Origin of the sequence: Segatella hominis (assembly GCF_004535825.1) — a bacterium.
In the GTDB taxonomy this organism is placed as follows: Bacteria; Bacteroidota; Bacteroidia; order Bacteroidales; family Bacteroidaceae; genus Prevotella; species Prevotella hominis.
This window is the reverse complement of record NZ_SGVY01000003.1, coordinates 96,101-119,065: the sequence shown is the minus strand read 5'-3', so window position 1 is coordinate 119,065 and position 22,965 is coordinate 96,101. Positions and strand designations below refer to the sequence as shown.

Annotated in this window: 15 protein-coding genes; 8 read left to right on the top strand and 7 right to left on the bottom strand. The window is 43.6% G+C overall.

Features of this window, described 5'->3' with window-relative positions:
- The first annotated feature begins 165 nt into the window (after positions 1–165).
- On the top strand, positions 166–3,096 hold the full coding sequence (locus EXN75_RS01780) for a transglutaminase-like domain-containing protein (protein ID WP_408005913.1): 2,931 nt from the start codon (positions 166–168) through the stop codon (positions 3,094–3,096).
- Positions 3,097–3,329: 233 nt separating this feature from the next.
- On the opposite strand, the gene polA is transcribed toward EXN75_RS01780, so the two are convergent.
- Positions 3,330–6,092, bottom strand: coding sequence for a DNA polymerase I (gene polA / locus EXN75_RS01775; RefSeq protein WP_134842561.1), 2,763 nt, complete (start codon positions 6,090–6,092; stop codon positions 3,330–3,332).
- Between the two features lie 107 nt (positions 6,093–6,199).
- On the opposite strand from polA, the gene EXN75_RS01770 reads away from it, so the two are divergent.
- Positions 6,200–7,177 (top strand): polyprenyl synthetase family protein, encoded by a 978-nt coding sequence (locus EXN75_RS01770; RefSeq protein ID WP_134842560.1) that lies wholly within the window; start codon positions 6,200–6,202, stop codon positions 7,175–7,177.
- A gap of 189 nt (positions 7,178–7,366) precedes the next feature.
- Here the strand turns inward: EXN75_RS01770 and deoC are convergent, their stop codons facing one another.
- The 6 genes from deoC to mnmG all read right to left on the bottom strand — a co-directional run bounded on the left by deoC (position 7,367) and on the right by mnmG (position 14,065).
- Positions 7,367–8,305, bottom strand: coding sequence for a deoxyribose-phosphate aldolase (deoC, locus tag EXN75_RS01765; protein ID WP_134842559.1), 939 nt, complete (start codon positions 8,303–8,305; stop codon positions 7,367–7,369).
- An 82-nt stretch (positions 8,306–8,387) separates the two neighbouring features.
- Positions 8,388–8,723, bottom strand: a complete 336-nt coding sequence (locus tag EXN75_RS01760) for a nucleotide pyrophosphohydrolase (protein WP_134842558.1) — start codon at positions 8,721–8,723, stop codon at positions 8,388–8,390.
- Between the two features lies 1 nt (position 8,724).
- Positions 8,725–9,177, bottom strand: coding sequence for a D-aminoacyl-tRNA deacylase (dtd, locus tag EXN75_RS01755; protein ID WP_134842557.1), 453 nt, complete (start codon positions 9,175–9,177; stop codon positions 8,725–8,727).
- A 75-nt stretch (positions 9,178–9,252) separates the two neighbouring features.
- Positions 9,253–11,100 carry an excinuclease ABC subunit UvrC gene (uvrC, locus tag EXN75_RS01750; protein ID WP_118117864.1) on the bottom strand — a complete coding sequence of 616 codons (1,848 nt, stop codon included), beginning with the start codon at positions 11,098–11,100 and terminating at the stop codon, positions 9,253–9,255.
- 234 nt (positions 11,101–11,334) lie between these two features.
- Positions 11,335–11,865, bottom strand: a complete 531-nt coding sequence (locus EXN75_RS01745) for an adenine phosphoribosyltransferase (protein ID WP_118117866.1) — start codon at positions 11,863–11,865, stop codon at positions 11,335–11,337.
- A gap of 328 nt (positions 11,866–12,193) precedes the next feature.
- Positions 12,194–14,065: a tRNA uridine-5-carboxymethylaminomethyl(34) synthesis enzyme MnmG gene (gene mnmG / locus EXN75_RS01740; protein ID WP_134842556.1), complete on the bottom strand. Its 1,872-nt coding sequence runs from the start codon at positions 14,063–14,065 to the stop codon at positions 12,194–12,196.
- Between the two features lie 225 nt (positions 14,066–14,290).
- Here mnmG and EXN75_RS01735 point away from each other — a divergent pair, with 225 nt between their 5' ends.
- The 6 genes from EXN75_RS01735 (at position 14,291) to EXN75_RS01710 (ending at position 22,947) form a co-directional block, all read left to right on the top strand.
- Positions 14,291–14,977 carry a succinate dehydrogenase/fumarate reductase cytochrome b subunit gene (locus EXN75_RS01735; RefSeq protein WP_134842555.1) on the top strand — a complete coding sequence of 229 codons (687 nt, stop codon included), beginning with the start codon at positions 14,291–14,293 and terminating at the stop codon, positions 14,975–14,977.
- Positions 14,978–15,009: 32 nt separating this feature from the next.
- Positions 15,010–16,992 carry a fumarate reductase/succinate dehydrogenase flavoprotein subunit gene (locus EXN75_RS01730; RefSeq protein WP_134842554.1) on the top strand — a complete coding sequence of 661 codons (1,983 nt, stop codon included), beginning with the start codon at positions 15,010–15,012 and terminating at the stop codon, positions 16,990–16,992.
- Between the two features lie 15 nt (positions 16,993–17,007).
- Positions 17,008–17,766, top strand: coding sequence for a succinate dehydrogenase/fumarate reductase iron-sulfur subunit (locus tag EXN75_RS01725; RefSeq protein ID WP_118117872.1), 759 nt, complete (start codon positions 17,008–17,010; stop codon positions 17,764–17,766).
- A 290-nt stretch (positions 17,767–18,056) separates the two neighbouring features.
- The gene (locus EXN75_RS01720) at positions 18,057–19,640 is read left to right on the top strand and encodes a class I SAM-dependent methyltransferase (protein WP_223176139.1); all 1,584 of its coding nucleotides are present in this window, start codon (positions 18,057–18,059) and stop codon (positions 19,638–19,640) included.
- Positions 19,641–19,746: 106 nt separating this feature from the next.
- Positions 19,747–20,898: an N-acetyltransferase gene (locus EXN75_RS01715; RefSeq protein WP_134842552.1), complete on the top strand. Its 1,152-nt coding sequence runs from the start codon at positions 19,747–19,749 to the stop codon at positions 20,896–20,898.
- Between the two features lie 159 nt (positions 20,899–21,057).
- Positions 21,058–22,947: a DNA topoisomerase IV subunit B gene (locus EXN75_RS01710; protein ID WP_370453525.1), complete on the top strand. Its 1,890-nt coding sequence runs from the start codon at positions 21,058–21,060 to the stop codon at positions 22,945–22,947.
- Positions 22,948–22,965: the final 18 nt, after the last annotated feature.

Genomic DNA, 22,965 nt, shown 5'->3' with positions numbered 1-22,965 from the left:
TGACTGATATAAAAGAATGCTAAAGATTTATAAGTTTGAGGACTACAAACTTGTGAACTTCATTTTTATTGCTTATCTTTGCGGTTGGAAAAAATAATCTTAATAAATATGAGAAAAAGTATAGTATCTTTAGCCATCCTCTTCTTGGTTTCTTGGCAGGCGGTGATGGCCAACTGTTTGTCGGTGGATGCACATGACAAACCCCATTTTATCTCAGACGGGGCTTATCGCTCTAAGGTGGAAAATGCTTTCGAGAGTAAGATGAAACTCGTGGGCAGGCAGTTCTATCAGGTGAAAGGGATGAACGTCTATGGTACAGTCCTGAAGAAAAAGGGGGCTAAGGAGATGATGGAGGTCACTAAGCAGAAACTGACGACTGAGGAGCAGGAGGCCTTACAATTCCTCTATGCCTATATGCCAGTGGCTGACGTGACAGACTATCCTACAAGTTTCTTCCTGGAAAATGTACGTACGAGCTTTGAGGCAAGGAAGGAAATGGCTTGGGGCAAGTATATACCGGAGTTGCTGTTCCGTCACTTTGTGCTTCCTATCCGTGTGAACAATGAAAATCTGGATGATTCCCGAATGATATTCTTTAAGGAACTGAAAGAGCGTGTGAAGGGGATGGGCATGAAAGATGCTATTCTGGAAGTCAACCATTGGTGCCATGAGCGGGTAACCTATCAGCCTTCCGACGGTCGTACTTCTGCTCCTCTTGCCACGATCCGTTCTGCATACGGAAGATGCGGCGAGGAGAGTACTTTTACCGTGGCAGCTTTGAGAGCGATAGGCATTCCTGCCAGACAGGTTTATACGCCTCGCTGGGCGCATACTGACGACAATCATGCCTGGGTAGAAGCATGGGCTGATGGTAAATGGTACTTCTTAGGCGCTTGTGAACCTGAGGCTGTGCTTAATCTGGCGTGGTTTAATGCTCCCGCATCGAGAGCCATGCTGATGCATACGAAGGCGTTTGGCGACTATAACGGACCGGAAGAGGTAATGCTCCGCACGTCCAACTATACAGAAATCAATCTGATAGACAATTATGGTTCCTCAGCCCGTATCGACTTCTCTGTAGTTGATGCTGAAGGCAAGCCTGTAGAGGGTGCAAGAGTGGATTTTAAAATCTATAATTATGCAGAGTTTTGTTCTGTCGTGACGAAATATACGGCTCAGGATGGCAAGACCTTTCTTTCGGCAGGTAAGGGCGATATGATGGTTTGGGCTTCGAAGGATGGTAAGTATGGCTTTGTAAAGGCTTCTTTCGGTAAGGCAAATCTGCCTGGTGAGGAAGGTGAGAAGGCGAGAAAAATGACCATCCGTCTTGACCGGAAGGTTTCAGCTTCGGATATGAACCGTTCTCTTGATTTTTCTTCCGTTAGTTTCCGTGATTCTTTTGATATCGTACCTCCGCCAGAGAAAGCAAATATTCCTGAGGTTTCGGCAGAGGCGAGAGCGAAGAACCTGGAGCGATTCGCTTATGAGGATTCTATCCGCCATGCTTATCTAGCTACTTTCTATACTAAGGAGACGGCTCTGGAGGCATTGCAGAAAAAAGGATTGCTTGAGGAGAAGTATTTGACGAGAAACGGGGTTCCTACTTGGATGGTAAAGGGAGAAAAAGTGGACTATCAAAATGCTCAAAAGCTTTCTGATAAAGCTCAGAAGTTAGTGGATTTCCTTGTTGGTTCTTGGGGTAATCACGAAGTTATCCTCAAGTTTCTGATGCTTCATCAGGACAATCTGAGTCGGGCTATAGATTTGCTCAGTACGCTGAGTGCCAAGGATTTAAGGGATATGCAGATGGATATTCTGGAGGATCATTTCAATGCCCATAGCAACCAGTTGTCTCCTCGTGTGGAGGACGAGATGATTATTCATCCTTTCAAACAGTTCTTTGAGGAGCAATTTGAAAAGATGAAGACCTCTGTTGCTGATGATCGTGATGTGTCTTCCAAGTCTGTAAAAGCAAATAATGCAGCTAAAGCAAAGCAATCTTTGGCTCAAGTTTTCAGACAAGATCCAGCTCGTCTGGTGGAATGGGTGAAGGAGAATATCCGTCTGAACCCTGACAAGAAGGCATTGCAAATCGCCCAGACTCCTATGGGTGTTTGGACATCACGCCTTACGGATGAGCGCTCTCGGAAGATTTTCTTCGTGGATGTGGCAAGAAGTCTTGGAATTGAGGCGAGAGTGGATGCTGTGACCAAGAAATTGCAATATAAACAAGGTGGAGTGAAGGAGGGTTTGCAGAATGACGTCTGGATAGATGTCGATTTTGACGCGAAAGCATCTTCTGCTGCATCTAATATGGAAAAGATAAAGGTACAGTCTTCTCCTAAGGGCTTGTTAAAGCTTGATTATCAGCCTAATGGAGTGGTGGATGATCCTAAGTATTATAGTCATTTTTCTCTTACTCGCATCAATCCTGACGGCTCTACTTCGCTGCTGGAATATCCTGAAGAGGGATGTACTTGGAGTAATACGTTCAAGAATGGAGTGGAATTGGATGAGGGGGATTATGCTCTTGTAACGGGTACTCGTCTTGCCAATGGCGGGGTGTTGTCAGAAATGCAATTGTTTCATGTGAAACAAGCTGAAACCAACGTAGTTAAGATGTATTTACGTACTTCTGATACCGAGATTACGGTTAAGGGAAACTTTGATTCGGAGTCTAAATTCATCTTGGATGGTAAGGAAGTCAGTCTTTTGAGCCAGACGGGTCGTGGTTATTTCATTACCGGTTTGTTGGGTGTAGGCCAAGAGCCTACTAATCATGCCTTGAAGGATATCGCTAAGGTTGCGCAAGTATTCGAAAAGTGGAATCGTCCTATGGTGCTCCTCTTTGAGGATGAGGCTTCAGCTAAAAAGTTCCGCATTGCCGAGTTCCCGGGTCTGCCTAAGAATCTGATATTCGGTATAGACAAGGAGGGTTCTATTCGGAAGCAAATCGTTGAGAATATGAAACTTACGAATGCCAACCTCCTTCCGATATTTATGATTTCTGATACTTTCAATCGTGTGGTTTATTTCTCACAGGGTTATACTATCGGATTGGGTGAGCAGTTGGAAACCGTAATCAGGAAATTGTAAATCCGCAGTGCTGATGATTTGAAACTATTATTGTTTGCTGGTTCTGAAATTTACTTGTTGGCAAGGACGCCTGCTTACACAAATTTCTGAAATATAAAAAGGAACTTTGGAGTTATCTTATTCCAAAGTTCCTCTGTTTTTTATAGGTTTCTTTTACCAAAAGTTCTTTTTTTCATTCATGTTTAGAACTTATAATGTAAGTTCCCTTGTTTTAGTGTCATTCTGAGTTGGCATTAATGTGCTTCCAGCCAGTTCTTTCCCCAGCCTGCATCGGCTACTAATGGTACGCTCAGATGATAGGCATTCTGCATTTCCTCTACCACGATTTGCTCTACTTTTTCTTTCTCTTCCGGATAGACGGAGAAATTGAGCTCATCGTGTACCTGGATGATCATTTTGCTCTTGATGCCTTCAGCTTTGAATCGGTTGAAGATGCGAACCATCGCAACCTTGATGATGTCGGCTTCTGAACCTTGGATAGGGGCATTGATGGCATTGCGCTCGGCAAAACCGCGTACTGTACCATTGCGGCTATTGATGTCTGGTAAGTAGCGGCGGCGGTGGAAAATAGTCTCAGCATAGCCTTTCTCGCGGGCAATTTCCTTTGATTTCTCCATATAGGCCTTTACGTCAGGGAAGGTGCGGAAATAATCCTCAATGATTTGCTTGGCTTCTTTATTTTCTATATTCATGCGCTGCGCCAGACCGAATGTAGTGATACCATAGATGATACCAAAGTTGGCAGTCTTTGCCTTTTTGCGCTGAGTATCAGTAACTTGCGATATTTCTTCATGCCATATTTTGGCAGCTGTTGCGGCATGGATATCGGAACCTTCACGGAAGGCTTCTACCATATTCTTGTCTTCGCTCAAGTGTGCCATAATGCGCAACTCTATCTGGGAGTAGTCTGCTGAAAAAAACAGACAGCCTGGCTCTGGAATAAAGCAGCGGCGTATTTCTTTTCCATCATCATCACGTACAGGAATATTCTGTAAGTTTGGATCACTTGATGAAAGGCGACCTGTGGCAGTAATGGCCTGATTGAATGAGGCATGTATATGTCCAGTACGTGGGTTGATGAGCTTAGGAAGAGCATCCACGTATGTGCTCAGAAGTTTCTTTAAACCCCTGTAGTTCAGAATCTCATCGATGATCGGACTCTTGCTTCTCAACTGTTGCAGTACTTCTTCACTCGTCACATATTGTCCCGTCTTTGTCTTTTTCGGTTTCTCCACAATCTTCATTTTTCCGAAGAGGATTTCACCTACCTGACGTGGAGAGGCTATGTTGAACGATTCACCTGCCAGTTCGTAGATGTGATGCTCTATGTCCGCCAATCTGTTGGTCAAATTATTAGACGTTTCTTTCAGTGTATCAGTATCGATGCATACTCCGTTCATCTCCATGTGGGCCAAAACGGGAACAAGTGGCATTTCGACATTCCAAAACAGATCCTCACAATGAATCTCCTTGAGTTTTGGCTCAAGTACATTTTTCAATCGCAATGTGATGTCTGCATCTTCTGCTGCATATTCATAAACATCGGATGGAGCAAGATCTCGCATCGATTTCTGGTTTCTGCCTTTCGGACCAATCAACTCCTCAATATGGATGGTCTGGTAATTGAGCAAGACTTCAGCCAGATAATCCATGTTGTGGTATAACTCTGGTTGGATGAGATAGTGAGCAATCATCGTATCAAACATCTTGCCTTTTATCTCCACTCCGTAATTCATCAAAACCTCGTAGTCGTATTTGATATTTTGGCCGACTTTCAGAATTTGAGGGTTTTCATAGAGCGGTTTAAAGATGTTTACGAATTTTAAAGCTTCTTCACGATTTGCAGAAATGGCGACATAGTAAGCCTCTTTTTCTTTGACGGCAAAGCTCAAACCTACCAATTCTGCATCAATTGCAGTAGTAGAAGTGGTCTCTGTATCTAAACTGAGAATACCGAATGTCATCAAATAATCACAAAGTTTCTTTGCATCTTTCTCATTTTCAATTAGTTGATACTTATGAGGAGTGCTTTTAAGGGTCTCAAAACTCGCGTTTTTTTGAACATCCTGCCCATCGTCTTGCTGTGCGCCAAATAAATCGAGCTCTCCTGTAGGCTTTATTTTCTTTTGTTGAGGTTTTTTAAGAATCCTGTTTGCAAAGCTTTTGAACTCGAGTTCGGAGAAGATTTCGTCCAACTTTTCTTTATCAGGTTCAACTAACTTCAAATCATCCATTTTAATTTCCACAGGAACATCAGTCCGGATAGTAGCCAGGAACTTTGAGATTTTAATATCCTCAATGGCACCTTCTACTTTTTCGCGAAGTTTGCCTTTCACCTTAGAAGAATTTTCAATCAAGTTCTCTACGCTTCCAAATTCATTGATCAGTTTGGCAGCCGTTTTCTCTCCGACACCAGGACATCCTGGGAAGTTATCTGCCGAGTCACCCATGAGAGCCAAAAGGTCAATAACCTGGAGTGGGGAAGCGATTCCGTATTTTTCCTCAATTTCCTTTTCACCCAAGGTTTCATATCCGCCCCCATGTCGAGGACGGAACATATATACATTCTCCCTTACCAGCTGACCATAATCTTTATCCGGTGTGAGCATGTAGGTCTCTATACCTTTCTCTCCAGCTTGAATCGCCACAGTACCAATGATATCATCAGCCTCAAAACCCTCCACTTGGAGGATGGGAATGTTGTAGGCCTCGAGTATGTTTTTGATGATTGGCACAGAGAGCTTGATGTCTTCCGGTGTCTCTTCTCGCTGGGCTTTATAGGCAGGAAAAGCCTCATGGCGGAAGGTCTTTCCATGGTCGAAAGCCACTGCGATATGAGTTGGTTTCTCCTTGGTAAGTATCTCGTTGAGGGTATTGCAGAACCCCATGATACACGAAGTGTTAAGCCCCTTGGAATTGATTCTTGGAGCTTTGATAAAGGCGTAATACGAGCGATAAATGAGCGCATACGCGTCTAAAAGGAATAATTTATCCATAATATTCATATTTATGGTGTAAAATTACTAAAAAATTGCCACATTTCACGAATAATTGATTAATTTTGTATCAAATTTCAGAAATTAAGTAGTTTTACTATCACATAATGGATTATTTATCACTTATCAGACAGCCTATTGAGGCAGAGTTGACAGATTTTATTGATTTGTTTAATAAGTCTTTGATGCATAGCGACGGACTTCTTTCACAGGCTCTCGACCATATTCGACAGCGTGCGGGTAAGCGTATGCGCCCTATGCTTATCCTGCTGATGGCGAAGAATTTCGGCAAAGTTACTGAGGTAACTCAGCATTCAGCAGTCGGTTTGGAACTGCTTCATACGGCTTCTTTAGTACATGATGATGTTGTAGATGAAAGTGGGGAGCGCCGTGGTCAGGCAAGTGTCAATGCTACTTATAATAATAAGGTTGCAGTACTGGTAGGTGACTTCATTCTCTCTACTGCCTTGCTCCATGTTTCCTATTCTCATTCTGAGGAAATAGTGAGATATCTTGCTGAATTAGGACGTGTTTTGTCCAATGGTGAGATTCTGCAATTGAACAGTATCAGTAATCAGGAAATATCGGAAGACATTTATTATCAGGTAATTAAGCAGAAAACGGCAGCTCTTTTTGAGGCTTGTGCCGGTATCGGTGCTTTGTCGGCTAATGCTTCACAGATTGCTATAGAGGAAGCCAAGCGATTTGGCCAGAATTTAGGTGTTATCTTCCAGATTCGTGATGATATTTTTGATTACTACGATTCTCAGGAGATAGGTAAGCCTACTGGTAATGATATGGCTGAAGGTAAGTTGACTTTGCCAGTTATCTATGCGCTGAAATCTACTGGTGACGAGGAGATGATGAAGCTGGCACGTAAGGTGAAATCTCATGACGTAACCCCTGATGAAATTGCTCGTTTGGTGGAATTTACGAAAGCCAATGGAGGTATAGAATACGCAGATAAGCGTATGTGGGATTTTCATGCTGAAGCCATGAATTTCTTGGACACTTATGTGGAAGATAAGGCTATCTATAACGCTTTGAAAGCTTATCTTGATTTCGTTATTGAACGTAAGGTTTAAGCTCGTACGTTTATTAAGTTTATAGTCGTACGTCATTAGAGTCTATAGTCGTACGTTTATAGGGGTTATAGTCGTACGTCTATAGAGTGAGTAGTCGTACGACTATAAGTCTCTAAAAATAAAGGTCTTTCAACTGGCTATATTTGCCGTTGAAAGACCTTGTTTTATCTACGAATCAGTTTTCCCTTTTTAGAAATACTTGATTTCCTTGCCAAGGATTTCGCTCAAGAGGAGGTTGGTAAGTCTAGATGTTCCCAAGCGGAACCATTGGTTGGTTAACCACTTTTCGCCAAGAACTTCTTTTACAATTGTGTAGTAAACGATTGCATCGTGAACGGTGTTGATGCCGCCAGCTGGCTTGAAACCAATCTGGATACTAGTCTTCTCGTAGTAAGCCTTGATGGCCTGACACATCACGTAAGCAGCCTCTGGAGTAGCAGAAACTTTCTCCTTGCCAGTAGATGTCTTGATGTAGTCAGAACCTGAGTACATAGCAAGAATAGAAGCCTTCATGATGTTGCTGCAGTTCTTCAGGCAACCAGTCTCCAAGATACATTTCATCTTGTGCTCGCCACATGTTTCCTTCAGTTCCTGGATGTCAGAGCAAAGGCCTTCGTAATCCTCACTGAAGAACTTGCCAACAGGCATTACGATGTCAACCTCTGTGGCACCATCTTTAATAGCCAATGCAGTTTCAGCTACCTTTACCTCGATGAAAGTCTGAGAAGAAGGGAAATTGCCGCTTACGACAGCGATTTCTACGCCATCAACTTCCAGACTTTGGCTAATGAGACCAGCGAAGTTAGGGTAGGTGCATACTGTTGCTACATGAGGAAGTTCAGGATAATCCTTGGAGAATTTGTTGACTTTCTCTATCATCTTCAAGATACTTTCCTCTGTATCTTCTGTATGGAGAGATGTTAATTCAACGCTTCCAAAGAGGAATTTCTTCACCTCCATGGTCTCGTTTTCTGCAACTTTCTCGTCAAGGAGTTTCTTTACTTCTGCTGCAATTTCCTTATCGTTAAGGTTGCAATTATACTGTTTGAGAACTGACAAATACTTGTCGTCTGCTTCACTGTATTGTCCTTGTTGCTGTGCAAGAACCTGTTCTTTAATACTGCTCATACTTAATGTTACTTTTTTAATTATTAAAGTTAAGTTTATCTATATGATTCCTTCAATTTCAGGTGTTTTATTTCCTTCAATTTCAGGTATTATATCCCTTCAATTTCGGGTTGTTCTTATGCCTTTCAGAATCCCTTTGGGTCTTCTTATCGAAGCTCTTTTTGAGTTCTTCAGTAAGGTCGATTCCCGTTTGGTTAGCCAGACAAATGAGAACCCAGAGAACGTCTGCCATTTCCTCTCCGAGGTTAGGCTTTTCGCCCTTCTTGAAGCTCTGGTCGCCGTATGTTCGGGCGATGACGCGAGCCAGTTCTCCTACTTCTTCTGTGAGACAAGCCATATTGGTTAGCTCGCTGAAATAGCGAACGCCATACTCTTTGATCCATTTATCTACGGCTTCCTGTGCTTCTTTTATTGTCATTTTATTCCTTATTATGAGTGTCCATCATGATGGTAACAGGACCATCATTCAATAATTCAACCTTCATATCAGCTCCGAATTCGCCTGTTCCTACAGGCTTTCCAAGTGCTTCAGAGAGCTTTTTGCAGAACTCCTCATAGAGTGGAATGCTGATTTCGTGTTTGGCAGCTCTCAGCCAACTTGGTCGATTTCCCTTCTTATAGCTGGCGAAAAGGGTAAATTGGCTGATAACCAGGATTTCCCCGTTTATGTCTATGATAGAACGATTCATGACATGGTTTTCATCATCAAAAACACGCAGTCCTATCACCTTTCTTACTAACCAATCAATGTCCTCTGTAGTGTCGCTTTCTTCTATACCCAAGAGGACGAGATAGCCTTGCTTGATAGCAGATTTTACTTCGCCTTCAATGGTAACAGAGGCATGTGCGACACGTTGTATCACGATTCTCATGTTATCTTATTCTTTTATATTTATATATCAATTCTTTCTGTTTCTATAATGATTTCAGATGCAAATATACGATATTTATTTGATATTCTTGTCTTTTTCTGTGAAATATTTCACAAGTATTTCCGCTTTATGTGGTCCGAGTACTTCTGTCAGGGTTTCTATACTTGCTTCCTTGACCTTTTTTACGCTTTTAAACTTGCTCAGAAGCGCTTCTTTAGCCTTTGGACCAATGCCTTTGATGTCGTCCAATTCTGAGTGTAAAGCGTGCTTAGAACGCTTATCTCTGTGGAAGGAAATGGCATATCGATGTACTTCGTCCTGTATCTGAGTCAAAACCTTGAAAAGCTCACTTTCAGGTGGAAGAGCTATGGTTTTGGGCGGGAAACCGTAGAGCAATTCATTGGTGCGGTGGCGGTCGTCTTTGGCAAGACCTGCAATAGGGATGTCCAAGTGTAATTCGTCTGCTATAACTGCATGAACTACGTCCATCTGACCTTTACCTCCATCCGTAATAATGAGGTCGGGTAAGGGTGTTCCTTCGTCCATCATGCGGCTATATCGACGTCTCACGACCTCTTGCATGGAGGCATAATCATCGGGTCCTACAACCGTTTTTATATTGTATTTCCTGTAGTCTTTTCTGGAAGGTTTCATACCTTTATATACGATGCAGCCAGCCACCGCGTCTGTACCGGAAATGTTGGAGTTATCAAAGCATTCTATCTGATATGGCAACTTCGGAAGCTTTAATTTCGCCTGTAACTCCTTCATCAAACGGGTTTGTTTCTGCTCAGGATTAAGCTTTTCTGCCTGCTTTAGACGGTCGAACTTATACTGCTTGCAGTTCATCTCAGAGAGTTCCAGAAGGTGCTTCTTGTCGCCTCTCTGTGGTACGAAAAATGATGCATCTTTTAGCTTCCATTCCATCTCGAAAGGAACGATAATCTCTTTTGCAGTGGAATGAAAACGCTCCCTGATTTCTGGAATAGCTGTAATCAAGAGTTCCTCGTCGCTTTCTTCCAGTTTGCGTTTATATTCATAGGTAAAGCTCTGGTTGATAGTTCCATTCTTTACATGAATATAGTTGATAAAGGCATTCTTGTTGGAGTCATCATTCACGATGGTGAAGACATCTACGTCTGTAATTGTGTGGCTCACGACCTCGCTTTTGGCCTCAAATTCATCCAAGAGTTGATACTTTTTCTTGTATTCTTCAGCTATTTCAAACTTCAGAAGTTCTGCGTTTTTCATCATCATATCATATAGATATTTGCTCACTTCTCTTGTATTTCCTTTAAGGATTTCGCGAGCTTGGCGCATATTCTCCTGGTATTCTTCGTAGCTTTGTTTGTTGATACATGGCGCACCGCAATTGTGAATATGGTACTCCAGACATGGCTTATATTTACCGACAGCTACGCCTTCTTTTGTGATAGGAAAGCGGCAAGTTCTTGGCTTGTAAAGCTTCTTGATGACCTCAAGAACGGCGTACATGCTGCCAATATGGGGGTATGGCCCAAAGAAAGTCCCCACCTTTTTATTGATATGGCGAGTCTTGAAAATGCGAGGAAAATACTCGTTTGTCACACATATAGAAGGATATGTTTTCCCGTCTTTCAGCAAAACATTATATCTGGGATTATACTTTTTTATAAGGCTATTTTCAAGCAAAAGTGCATCTTCTTCCGTATTGACAACCGTATATGAAATGTCGAAAATCTTAGAAACGAGTACTTTTGTTTTGTATCTATCTACTTCTTTGTGGAAGTATGAAGATACGCGTCTTTTCAGATTCTTGGCCTTTCCTACGTATATAATCGTATGGTTTTCATCATAATATTGATAGCTGCCAGGCTTCTCCGGCATGCTCAATACAATATTCTTAAGTCTTGTGAGTCTTTCCTCATTTTCCTGCTTGGTCATATTCCAATACCTTTATTTATAGGAGTTTAATTGAGTCCTGTTTCACGTGAAACGAATGAGCGTTGTTAAACGTACAGTGAAGTGTTTTATAAAACATACTATTAAATATGATGCCAAACCTATATAATGAAACTATGATAAAGGGCGTTTTTTGTGTTTCAAAACTGTATTTATGCGTACTGAAACATTAAAAAAGCATTCTTCGCTTCTTTATATAGGCTTGGCATAAGGGGGCTATAATTGAAGAAGAGTTGAAACTTCAACGTCTTCATCAAAGATCTTGCGGCCGATGAAATTCTCGTTTACCAACTCGATAATGAAGTTTGCGTAAACCTTTTTAGGATGGAATTTCTTAACCAGATCGCATGCTGCTTTCATGGTTCCGCCAGTGGCAAGTAAGTCGTCATGGAGTAGGACAACATCGTTTTCATTGATCGCATCTTCATGGATTTCGATGGTGTCCATACCATATTCTTTAGCATAGCTTTCCTGTACGGTTTTGCAAGGGAGTTTTCCAGGTTTGCGGCAAAGAACAACACCTGCGCCAAGTCTGATAGCTAATGCGGAAGACATAACGAATCCACGTGATTCTATGCCTACAATCTTGGTTATACCTTTATCTTTATACAATTCATACATCTCATCGCTAATTTCTTTTAGCGAAGCAGGGTTCTTGAAAAGGGTAGTAACATCACGGAAATTAACACCCTTAATTGGCCAATCTGGTATGCAACGCAGATTGTCTAATAATAGCTGATTGTTCATAGTTCTGTACTTCTTAATTATATGTTTTATTCTTTTGATTATATGTTTTTTACGTACTTATTTTAATGCTTTTTTCTTTCGGATCATATCCTCATTTTTAATGCTCTTTTGCTTGAAGGCGAACTTGAGATATTCTCGAAAAGCCATAGCGTTTTATGTCTCTTTTTCGGTGTATCTTTAAGTAGTGTTTCACGTGAGATTAAAGTTTTTCTTTAACCACAAAACACTTGATGAAAGCAATCTTAATTGACTGAAAATCAAAAGCTTTACAATGTTTGTGTTCCACGTGAAACATTTAAAAAGATAGAAAGCGTAGAGTTGCGTGAAACTATCTTCCTAGTAAAACGAGCAGGACGTTGATGTCGCTTGGAGACACACCTGGAATTCTACTTGCCTGAGCAAGAGTTTCAGGATTGATATGCTCCAATTTCTGTCGGCCCTCTGTGGAGATTTCGTTAAGCTCTGCATAGTTGAATCGGCCTTTGATTTTGATATTCTCCAGTCGGTGCATTTTGTCTGCAATGAGACGTTCTCTTTCGATGTAGCCCTTGTACTTCATTTTGATTTCTGCAGCCTCCGAAATTTCTTTCTGTCGGTTGGCTGGAGATTCCATTACTTCTTTTAATTCAGGAATAATTTCTGAAAGGTTTTGAAGATTGAGATGTGGACGTGCCACGAGATCGATCAGTTTGCATCCTGCGCGAAGTGGAGTGGTGCCCAGTGCTTCCAGTTTTGGATTGATCTTATCCTTTTTGATTGGGTAGCTCTCACAGAAGTTGATGATTCTTTCGATATTCTCTTTCTTCTCTTGCCACCAGTCATAACGGTCTCGTTTTGCAATTCCCAGTTCGTAAGCTTTCTCTGTCAGCCGGGCGTCTGCATCATCCTGTCGGAGGAGAATTCTGTATTCAGCTCTGGAGGTGAACATTCTGTATGGCTCATCCACGCCTTTTGTCGTGAGGTCATCGATAAGAACGCCGATATAGCTTTCGTCTCTTTGCATTTCAAATGTCTTGTCTCCCACACAATGGAGCGCTGCATTGATTCCAGCAACAGTACCTTGACCGCCGGCTTCTTCGTATCCTGTCGTTCCATTTACCTGGCCTGCGAAGAAAAGACCTTTTATGATTTTTGATTCCAACGAATGCTTGAGTTGTGTTGGGTCGAAGTAATCGTACTCAATAGCATAACCCGGTCTGTAAATCTTGGCATCTCTTAAAGCTGGAATTTCATGAAGGGCTTTCAACTGTATGTCCATTGGCATACTGGATGAAAAACCATTCAGGTACATTTCATTGGTATCTTCACCCTCTGGTTCCAAAAATAGCGGATGCTGTTCCTTGTCTGGGAAAGTGACGAGCTTTGTTTCAATGCTCGGACAGTATCTTGGACCAGTACTTTGAATCTGACCATTATATAAAGGAGAATCAGAAAGTCCGCTTTTCAGGATTTCATGCACGTTCTTGTTGGTGTAGCAGGTCCAGCACGGAAGCTGTTTAAGTACCCGATGCTCGCCCATATACGAAAACTGGTGGAAATCATTATCACCAGGTTGTTCTTCCATATCCTCGAAGTGAACGCTTCTCTTGTCGATACGAACAGGAGTTCCTGTTTTCATTCTTGCGGCTGTGATTCCCCATCGGGTGATGCTTTCCGTAAAATGGTGTACTGCAGGTTCTGCACATCTGCCACCTTCTACCATTTTTCTTCCTACATGCATCAGGCCGTTCAGGAAAGTGCCTGCAGTAATGATGATGCTCTTGGCATGGAACTCAGCACCCCAGATGGTACGTACACCTATTGCTTCTCCGTTTTCGACTAAGAGTTCGTCAGCCTGATCTTGCCAAATGTCAAGGTTGTCGGTACGGTCGAGGATGCTTCTCCATTCCCAGATGAACTTTCCTCGGTCGCATTGAGCACGGGGACTCCATACGGCAGGTCCTTTACCTATATTTAACATACGGAACTGGATGGCGGTCTTATCGGTTACGATTCCCATTTGTCCACCTAAGGCATCAATCTCCCTTACAATCTGTCCTTTTGCAATACCACCGATGGCAGGGTTGCAACTCATCTGTCCAATCTTGTTCATGTCCATTGTTATCAGGCAGGTCTTAGCCCCCATGTTGGCAGAGGCTGCAGCAGCCTCACATCCGGCATGTCCGCCACCGATAACAAGTACGTCATAATTGAATGTCATAATCTATACTTTTTCTAATTTTCGGCAAAAGTAAGAATTTAAATTGAAATTTTAGCAAAAATACTTTGATAAATCACGAATTTATAGTAATTTTGCAGCAAATTTATGCAATTATACTTAGAAATGAGGATTGTGATTCCCCATGATCTATGTTTTGCAGGTGATAGATAGATATAGAATAATAATTTAGTTTCAAACAGTTAAATATTTTAAAATCAATCATTTATGTGGTTAATCAATTCATCTATTGGTAGAAAGGTAGTGATGTCAGTAACTGGTATTGCACTTATTCTATTCTTGACATTCCACGGTTGCATGAATGTGGTTGCGCTTTTCTCCGGAGAGGCTTACAACACAATCTGCGAGTTGTTGGGTGCTAGCTGGTACGCCGTAGTTGCAACCTTGGGTTTGGCAGCTTTGGCAGTTTGTCACATCGTTTATGCTTTCATCCTGACAGCACAGAACCGTCGTGCTCGTGGTAACCAGCGTTACGAGGTAACAGCAAAGCCAGAGAAGGTAGAGTGGGCAAGTCAGAACATGTTGGTGCTCGGTATCATCATCGTTCTCGGTTTGTTGCTTCACCTCTTCAACTTTTGGTACAACATGATGTTTGCAGAGCTTTTGGGTACAAGCTTCGGTCATAGCCCAGCAGACGGCTTCGCTTTCATCAAGGACACCTTCGCTAACCCTGTGTTCGTAGTTCTCTACATCATCTGGTTGGTAGCTCTTTGGTTCCACCTCACTCACGGTTTCTGGAGTGCTATTCAGACTCTCGGTTGGAACGGTAAGACTTGGTTCTGCCGTTGGAAGACTATTGGTATGATTTACTCTACCATCCTGCTTCTCCTCTTCATCGTTGTCGTTTTGGCATTCGCTTTCGGTTGTGCTCCATCTTTGTGCTGTGCAGCTTAATTCATGTAATCATTTAAGTATTAAAAAAGATTATGGCAAAAACATTAAATTCTAGAATACCTGAAGGACCAGTTGCTGAGAAATGGACCAACTATAAGGCTCACCAGCGTTTGGTTAATCCAAAGAATAAGTTAAAGCTCGACATTATCGTTGTAGGTACAGGTTTGGCAGGTGCTTCTGCAGCTGCTTCTCTCGGCGAGATGGGCTTCAATATCTTGAACTTCTGCATCCAGGACTCTCCACGTCGTGCTCACTCTATTGCAGCACAGGGTGGTATCAATGCAGCTAAGAATTATCAGAATGATGGTGACTCTGTTTACCGTTTGTTCTACGATACAGTAAAGGGTGGTGACTACCGTGCTCGTGAGGCTAACGTTTACCGTTTGGCTGAGGTGAGCAACGACATCATCGACCAGTGTGTAGCTCAGGGTGTTCCTTTCGCTCGTGAGTATGGTGGTATGTTGGCTAACCGTTCTTTCGGTGGTGCTCAGGTATCTCGTACATTCTATGCTAAGGGTCAGACTGGTCAGCAGCTCCTCCTCGGTGCTTACTCTTCTTTAAGCCGCATGGTTGAGGCAGGTAAGGTAAAGCTCTTCACTCGTTACGAGATGGAGGATGTAGTTATCGTTGACGGTCACGCTCGTGGTATCATCGCCAAGAATTTGATTACAGGTGAGTTGGAGCGTTTCTCTGCCAACGCCGTAGTTATCGCTACTGGTGGTTATGGTAACGCTTACTTCCTCTCTACAAACGCTATGGGTTGTAACTGTACAGCAGCTATCCAGTGCTACCGCAAGGGTGCTGACTTCGCTAACCCATCTTACGTTCAGATTCACCCAACATGTATCCCTGTTCACGGTACAAACCAGAGTAAGTTGACTTTGATGTCAGAGTCACTCCGTAACGATGGTCGTATCTGGGTTCCTAAGAAGATTGAGGATGCTAAGGCATTGCAGGCAGGTACAAAGAAGGGTTCTGATATTCCTGAGGAAGACCGCGACTACTACTTGGAGCGCCGTTACCCAGCATTCGGTAACCTGGTTCCTCGTGACGTGGCTTCTCGTGCAGCTAAGGAGCGTTGCGACAAGGGCTTCGGTGTCAACAACACAGGTCTTGCCGTATTCCTCGACTTCTCTGAGTCTATCAACCGTCTCGGTATCGACGTTATCCTGCAGCGTTATGGCAACCTCTTCGATATGTATGAGGAGATTACCGACGTTAACCCAGGTGAGTTGGCTAACGAAATCAACGGTGTGAAGTACTATAACCCAATGATGATCTTCCCTGCTATCCACTATACAATGGGTGGTATCTGGGTTGACTACGAGTTGATGACCACTATTCCAGGTCTCTTCGCTATTGGTGAGTGTAACTTCTCTGACCACGGTGCTAACCGTCTTGGTGCTTCTGCTTTGATGCAGGGTTTGGCAGATGGTTACTTCGTATTGCCATACACTATCCAGAATTACTTGGCAGACCAGGCATTGTGGCCAAAGCTCTCTACCGATCTCCCAGAGTTCGCAGAGGCAGAGGCAGGTGTTCAGAAGGAAATCGACCGTTTGATGGGTATTCAGGGCAAGCGCTCTGTAGATTCTATCCACAAGGAGTTGGGTCACATCCTTTGGGAGCACGTAGGTATGGGTCGTACCAAGGAAGGTCTTGAGGAAGGCTTGAAGAAGATGAAGGCTCTCCGTGAGGAATTCAACAAGAACCTCTTCATTCCAGGTAAGAAGGAAGGCTTGAACGTAGAGTTGGATAAGGCTATCCACTTGCGTGACTTCATCTTGATGGGCGAGTTGATCGCTTACGACGCATTGCACCGTAACGAGAGCTGTGGTGGTCACTTCCGTGAGGAGTACCAGACAGAGGAAGGCGAGGCTAAGCGTGATGACGAGAACTTCTTCTACGTAGGTTGCTGGGAGTATCAGGGCAACGATACAACTGCTCCAGTGCTCAACAAGGAACCTCTCGAGTATGAGGCAATTAAGGTACAGACAAGAAATTACAAGAATTAAAAAGCGAACAAGACAATGGCAAGAAATATAAGTTTCACAGTTAAGTATTGGAAGCAGGACGGTCCTAATGCACAGGGTCACTTCGATACACATGAGATGAAGAACATCCCAGATGACACCTCATTCCTTGAGATGCTCGACATCTTGAACGAGGAGCTCATCGAGTCAGGTCAGGAGCCTTTCGTCTTCGACCACGACTGCCGCGAGGGTATCTGCGGTATGTGCTCTCTTTATATTAATGGTACACCACATGGTAAGACAGAGCGTGGTGCTACAACATGTCAGCTCTACATGCGTCGTTTCAACGATGGTGACGTAATCACCGTTGAGCCTTGGCGTTCTGCCGGTTTCCCTATCATCAAGGACTGTATGGTTGACCGTTCAGCATTCGACAAGATCATCCAGGCAGGTGGTTACACCAGCATTCGTACAGGTCAGGCTCAGGATGCTAATGCTATCCTGATTCCTAAGGAGAATGCAGACGAGGCAATGGATTGCGCTACATGTATCGGTTGCGGTGCTTGTGTTGCTGCATGTAAGAATGGTTCTGCTATGCTCTTCGTCAGCTCAAAGGTTAGCCAGTTGGCACTTCTCCCACAGGGTCGTGTAGAGGCTGCTGCCCGTGCTAAGAAGATGATTGCACGTATGGACGAGCTCGGATTCGGTAACTGTACAAACACTCGTGCTTGCGAGGCAGTTTGTCCAAAGAACGAGTCTATCGCTAACATCGCCCGCTTGAACCGTGAGTTCCTGAAGGCAAAGTTGGCTGACTAATATCGTAATCAAGGATTTCTCTGCATCTTTTTCGGATGCAGGAAGTCTTCTCTATACTTTTATTCTTTGTTTTGAAAGGATAATTGGCTGAGAACCAAAGGTTTAGGTGAGTAAAAGGTTGTTTTTCCTTTTACTCACCTTTGTTTTTGATAGGTTTGGAATATGCTTTTTAAGAGGATAAAAACAGACAGATATTCTCTTAAAAATTTTGTAGAGTCATCAGAATATCGTATTTTTGCGCTTCAAAGCAAAGAACAAGTAACGAAATGACGAATCATTCAACAGAAATAATGAATCAAGCCACTCAAGATTTTATTCGCCAGCATCAGGATGAGGATGTCCGCCAGTTGGCTTTCCTTGGAAGCAAGTATCCGGAAGTAAATATGCCTTTCGCGCTCGACCAGATTCGTGGGCGAAAGATGGCGCATGTCAAGTTGCCACGTTGGGCAAGTATTGAGGGCATTATCTATCCTCCTCATATCTCAATGGAGCAATGTTCGTCAGAGCAGACAGCTCTTTATAAGGCAGAATTGGCGGCAAGATTGCTCGGTTTGTCAGTTTCTTCTTCTGAAAACGAAAAAGAGTGCGAAAAGGCCTCTAATTCTCATTTTTCCAAAATTTGTGAATTTGCGAGCGAAGGGTCAGTTGATTCAGAATTCGCCAAAAATGAAGGCACTTGCAAAAAGCAACAGATATTAACGGAATGTGATGTGAATGTTAATGAGATTAAACAAGAACCGAATGAGGAAGATTTTTCTGAAGAAATTGAGTTTGTTGACTTGACTGGTGGTTTCGGAGTGGATTTCTCATATATAGCTTCCCGGTTGGGCGTAAAGTCGATGTATGTGGAGCGTCAGGCTCATCTTTGTGAGGCTGCGAAGGAAAACTTCGAGCGATTGGGTTTGAAGAATGTCTGCGTGAAGAATGGAGACGGAATAGAGGTGCTGCATTCTTTTCACTCTAAGAAGAATGCTGCATCAGATTTTTTAGGCATAACTGAAGAGCAGTCTCAGTCATTACTTAAGACCAACCTTGGTCTTAAGCTGATCTTCATCGATCCTGCCCGTAGAGACGATGCTGGCAATAAGGTTGTATCTTTGAAAGACTGCACGCCTGATGTTACCGTTTTGCAGGAAGAGATGCTTTCAAAGGCTGATTACGTCATCATCAAACTCTCTCCGATGCTCGACTGGCACCGTGCCATAAGCGAATTAAGCCACGTAAGAGAGGTTCATATCATCTCCGTGAGCAATGAGTGCAAGGAGTTGCTTTTGGTGCTTTCTGCGCGAAATATGGGCATGAATATGGTTTCAGGAACAGATTTAGGGGCAAAACATGACGAAAATCTCCGAATCTTTTGCATCAACGACTCCCAATCCTTTGTTTGTGATGAGACGGAAATGGCTTCTTCTGCCGTGAAAATAGCTTCTCCTGATAAAATAGTTTCTTCTTCCGTAAAAGCCGTAAAAAAGGTCTCTTCTGATAGAATAACCTCTCCAGCCCTTGATGAGATGCCGTATCTCTACGAACCGAATGCCTCGTTGATGAAAGCCGGTTGTTTTGGTGTTCTTTCCGAGCGATATGATGCAAAGATGCTTTCCAAGAACAGTCATCTCTTCGTAAGTGAGGATTCTGTCGAAGCATTTCCAGGCAGGGCGTTCCGCATTGTCGCCGTTTCCTCCTTTAATAAAAAGGAATTGAAACGCCAACTCTCCGGCATTACGAAAGCGAACATCGCCACCCGCAATTTCCCCCTTTCCGTGGCAGAATTGCGCAAGCGCCTGAAACTGAAAGATGGTGGAGAAACCTATATCTTTGCCACCACTTTGAGCGATGAGAGCCATGTGCTGGTGATTTGTGAAAGGGGGATTTAGTAAGTGCTAATCCCTAAAAAACTGCAAAAATAATAGCAATATTTGGTCGTTTGGCGAAATATTGCTATTTTTGCATGTTTAAAATAACAAACTAGTTTGAATTATCATGTCATTAATAGAAATTAAGAGGGTCGAGAGTAAGAAGGACTTGAAGACGTTCATCGACTTCCATTACGACCTATACGAGGGCAATCCGTATGATGCGCCCAATCTTTTCAGCGACGACATGAACACACTTAGCAAAGATCGCAATGCCGCTTTCGAGTTTTGCGAGGCAGAGTATTTCCTTGCTTATAAAGAGGGCAAGGTAGTGGGACGTGTCGCTGCTATTATCAACCATAAGGCCAATAAGCGTTGGGACCGTAAGTCCGTGCGCTTCGGGTGGATTGATTTCATCGACGACCGTGAGGTTTCCAAGGCTCTCTTCGATGCTGTAGAGAAATATGGCAAGGAGAAGGGAATGGAAGATATTGTAGGTCCGCTCGGTTTTACGGATATGGATCCAGAAGGTATGCTTACCTGGGGCTTTGACCAGCTCGGCACCATGCCTACCATCTACAATTATTCATATTATCCAGAGCACGTAGAGGCTTTGGAGGGTTTTACCGTAGATAATAAGTACGTAGAGTATAAGTTGATAGTGCCAGATACCATCCCGGAGAAATATTCCAAGATAGCGGCGATGATAGAGAAAAGATACAATCTCCATGCCCGTAAGATTACCCGAAAGGATATTTATCAGGGCGGATACGGACAGAAGATTTTCGACCTCATCAATGATACTTACAAGCATCTCTATGGCTATTCTGAACTCTCGCAGAAGCAGATAGGCCAGTACATCAAGATGTATTTAGCTTTGCTCGATCTGAACTTTGTGACTGCCATCGAGGATTGGACTACAGAGGATCATAAGATGATAGGAATCGGTATTACGATGCCTTCTCTTACCAAAGCCTTGCAGAAATGCCATAGGGGCAGACTGTTTCCTTTCGGTTGGTGGCATCTGCTGCGTGCCATCAAGTTCCATAAGACCAAGATCGTTGACCTCCTGCTCATCGGTATCCAGCCGGAATACCGTGCCAAGGGTGCCAATGCGCTGCTTTTTGCCGACCTGATTCCTATCTATCAGAAGTATGGAATCGAGTGGGGAGAAACACAGGTGGAAATGGAAGACAATGTTGCTGTGCAGGGACAATGGGGTGTCTTAGACCCAATCCTTCACAAGCGCCGCAACTGCTATATTAAGAAAATCAAGTAAATAGCAACTGTTCGTATAAAATAAAATCAGAATTACAAGGAGGAATTTATGCCTGAAGATAAAAACTTGAATGAAAAGGGTGCTGCTGAAGAACTGGCAAATACCCCTCAGGAGCAACCTGTAGAATATACAGATGACAATATCCGCCATTTGAGCGATATGGAGCATGTGCGTACCCGTCCGGGTATGTACATCGGTCGTCTGGGCGATGGTAACTTGCCTGAGGATGGTATTTATGTGCTCTTGAAGGAGGTGGTCGATAACTCCATCGATGAGTTTAAGATGGGGGCTGGAGCACGTCTGGAAATCGATATAGAGGACAATCTGCGTGTCAGCGTCCGCGACTATGGCCGTGGTATTCCGCAGGGAAAGCTCGTTGAGGCTGTCAGCGTGCTGAATACCGGTGGTAAATACGATAGCAAGGCGTTCAAGAAGAGTGTCGGTCTGAATGGTGTCGGTGTGAAAGCGGTCAATGCCCTCAGTTCCCATTTCGAGGTGAAGTCATTCCGCGACGGCAAGGTGCGCCATCTTATTTTCGAACGTGGTAATCTCCTGAAAGACAAGACTTCCAAGACGGAGGATGAGAATGGTACTTTCATCTTTTTTGAACCAGACAATACGCTCTTCAAGAACTACAGTTTCCATGATGACATCGTGGAGACGATGCTCCGCAACTATACTTATCTGAATACAGGTCTCACCATCATGCACAATGGTCGCCGAATCCTCAGCCGTCATGGTCTGCAGGACCTTTTGAGCGACAATATGACCAATGAGGGTCTCTATGATATTGTCCACATGAAGGGTGAGGATATTGAGATAGCCTTTACCCATACCAATCAGTATGGCGAGGAATACTATTCCTTCGTCAATGGTCAGCATACTACTCAGGGAGGTACTCATCAGAGTGCTTTCAAGGAGCATATTGCCAAGACCATCAAGGAGTTCTACGGCAAGTATGAGTATGGCGACATCCGCAACGGACTGGTGGCGGCTATTGCCATCAATGTAGAGGAACCTGTCTTTGAAAGTCAGACGAAAATCAAGCTCGGAAGTACGACGATGACTCCGAATGGTGGGGAAACCATCAATAAATATGTGGGTGATTTCCTGAAGAAGGAAGTGGACAACTATCTTCATATCCATAAGGATGTGGCTGAAATCCTGGAAAACAAGATCAAGGAGAGCGAGCGTGAGCGCAAGGCGATGGCTGGTGTGACCAAGTTGGCACGTGAGCGCGCCAAGAAGGCCAACCTTCACAACCGTAAACTCCGTGACTGCCGCATCCACTTCAGCGATGCGAAGAACGACCGTAAGGAGGAGAGTTCCATCTTCATTACTGAGGGAGATTCTGCGAGCGGAAGCATCACCAAGAGTCGTGATGTAAATACCCAGGCGGTTTTCTCTCTGCGTGGTAAGCCACTGAATTGCTTCGGACTGACCAAGAAGGTGGTGTATGAGAATGAGGAATTCAACCTCCTGCAGGCTGCGCTTGATATAGAGGATGGTTTGGATTCATTGCGCTACAACAAGGTGATTGTGGCCACGGATGCCGATGTCGATGGAATGCACATCCGCCTGCTCATCATCACGTTTTTCCTACAGTTTTTCCCAGACCTCATCAAGAAGGGCCATGTTTATGTATTGCAGACCCCATTGTTCCGTGTGCGCAACAAGCGTACCAAGATCAAGAATAAGCAGGCAGTGGCTGATGCCGATGCCAAGTTGGGACCCAAGGAGAAGAAGGGCGATTTCATTACCCACTATTGTTATAGTGACGAAGAGCGCCAACAGGCTATCCGTGAACTCGGACCAGACCCGGAAATCACCCGATTCAAGGGTCTCGGCGAGATTTCTCCAGAGGAGTTTGCTCATTTCATAGGTTCTGATATGCGTTTGGAGCAGGTTACGCTGCATAAGAACGACCAGGTGCAGAAGCTTCTGGAATACTATATGGGAAAGAATACCATGGAGCGCCAGAACTTCATCATCGACAATCTGGTGATTGAGGAGGATATTCCAGAGGAAGATTCTGAACCGATGGATTGAGTTAAGTGAAGAGTGAAG

Excerpts from the sequence above, each read along its gene's own strand:
- EXN75_RS01760 (WP_134842558.1), bottom strand. The coding sequence starts at position 8,723 with ATGACAATAAAAGAAGCACAGGAAGCCGTAGATAAATGGATCAAAGAG.
- EXN75_RS01770 (WP_134842560.1), top strand. The coding sequence starts at position 6,200 with ATGGATTATTTATCACTTATCAGACAGCCTATTGAGGCAGAGTTGACA.
- mnmG (WP_134842556.1), bottom strand. The coding sequence starts at position 14,065 with ATGACATTCAATTATGACGTACTTGTTATCGGTGGCGGACATGCCGGA.
- EXN75_RS01745 (WP_118117866.1), bottom strand. The coding sequence starts at position 11,865 with ATGAACAATCAGCTATTATTAGACAATCTGCGTTGCATACCAGATTGG.
- uvrC (WP_118117864.1), bottom strand. The coding sequence starts at position 11,100 with ATGACCAAGCAGGAAAATGAGGAAAGACTCACAAGACTTAAGAATATT.
- deoC (WP_134842559.1), bottom strand. The coding sequence starts at position 8,305 with ATGAGCAGTATTAAAGAACAGGTTCTTGCACAGCAACAAGGACAATAC.
- dtd (WP_134842557.1), bottom strand. The coding sequence starts at position 9,177 with ATGAGAATCGTGATACAACGTGTCGCACATGCCTCTGTTACCATTGAA.
- polA (WP_134842561.1), bottom strand. The coding sequence starts at position 6,092 with ATGGATAAATTATTCCTTTTAGACGCGTATGCGCTCATTTATCGCTCG.
- EXN75_RS01735 (WP_134842555.1), top strand. The coding sequence starts at position 14,291 with ATGTGGTTAATCAATTCATCTATTGGTAGAAAGGTAGTGATGTCAGTA.
- EXN75_RS01715 (WP_134842552.1), top strand. The coding sequence starts at position 19,747 with ATGTCATTAATAGAAATTAAGAGGGTCGAGAGTAAGAAGGACTTGAAG.
- EXN75_RS01780 (WP_408005913.1), top strand. The coding sequence starts at position 166 with ATGGCCAACTGTTTGTCGGTGGATGCACATGACAAACCCCATTTTATC.
- EXN75_RS01720 (WP_223176139.1), top strand. The coding sequence starts at position 18,057 with ATGAATCAAGCCACTCAAGATTTTATTCGCCAGCATCAGGATGAGGAT.
- EXN75_RS01725 (WP_118117872.1), top strand. The coding sequence starts at position 17,008 with ATGGCAAGAAATATAAGTTTCACAGTTAAGTATTGGAAGCAGGACGGT.
- EXN75_RS01730 (WP_134842554.1), top strand. The coding sequence starts at position 15,010 with ATGGCAAAAACATTAAATTCTAGAATACCTGAAGGACCAGTTGCTGAG.
- EXN75_RS01710 (WP_370453525.1), top strand. The coding sequence starts at position 21,058 with ATGGAGCATGTGCGTACCCGTCCGGGTATGTACATCGGTCGTCTGGGC.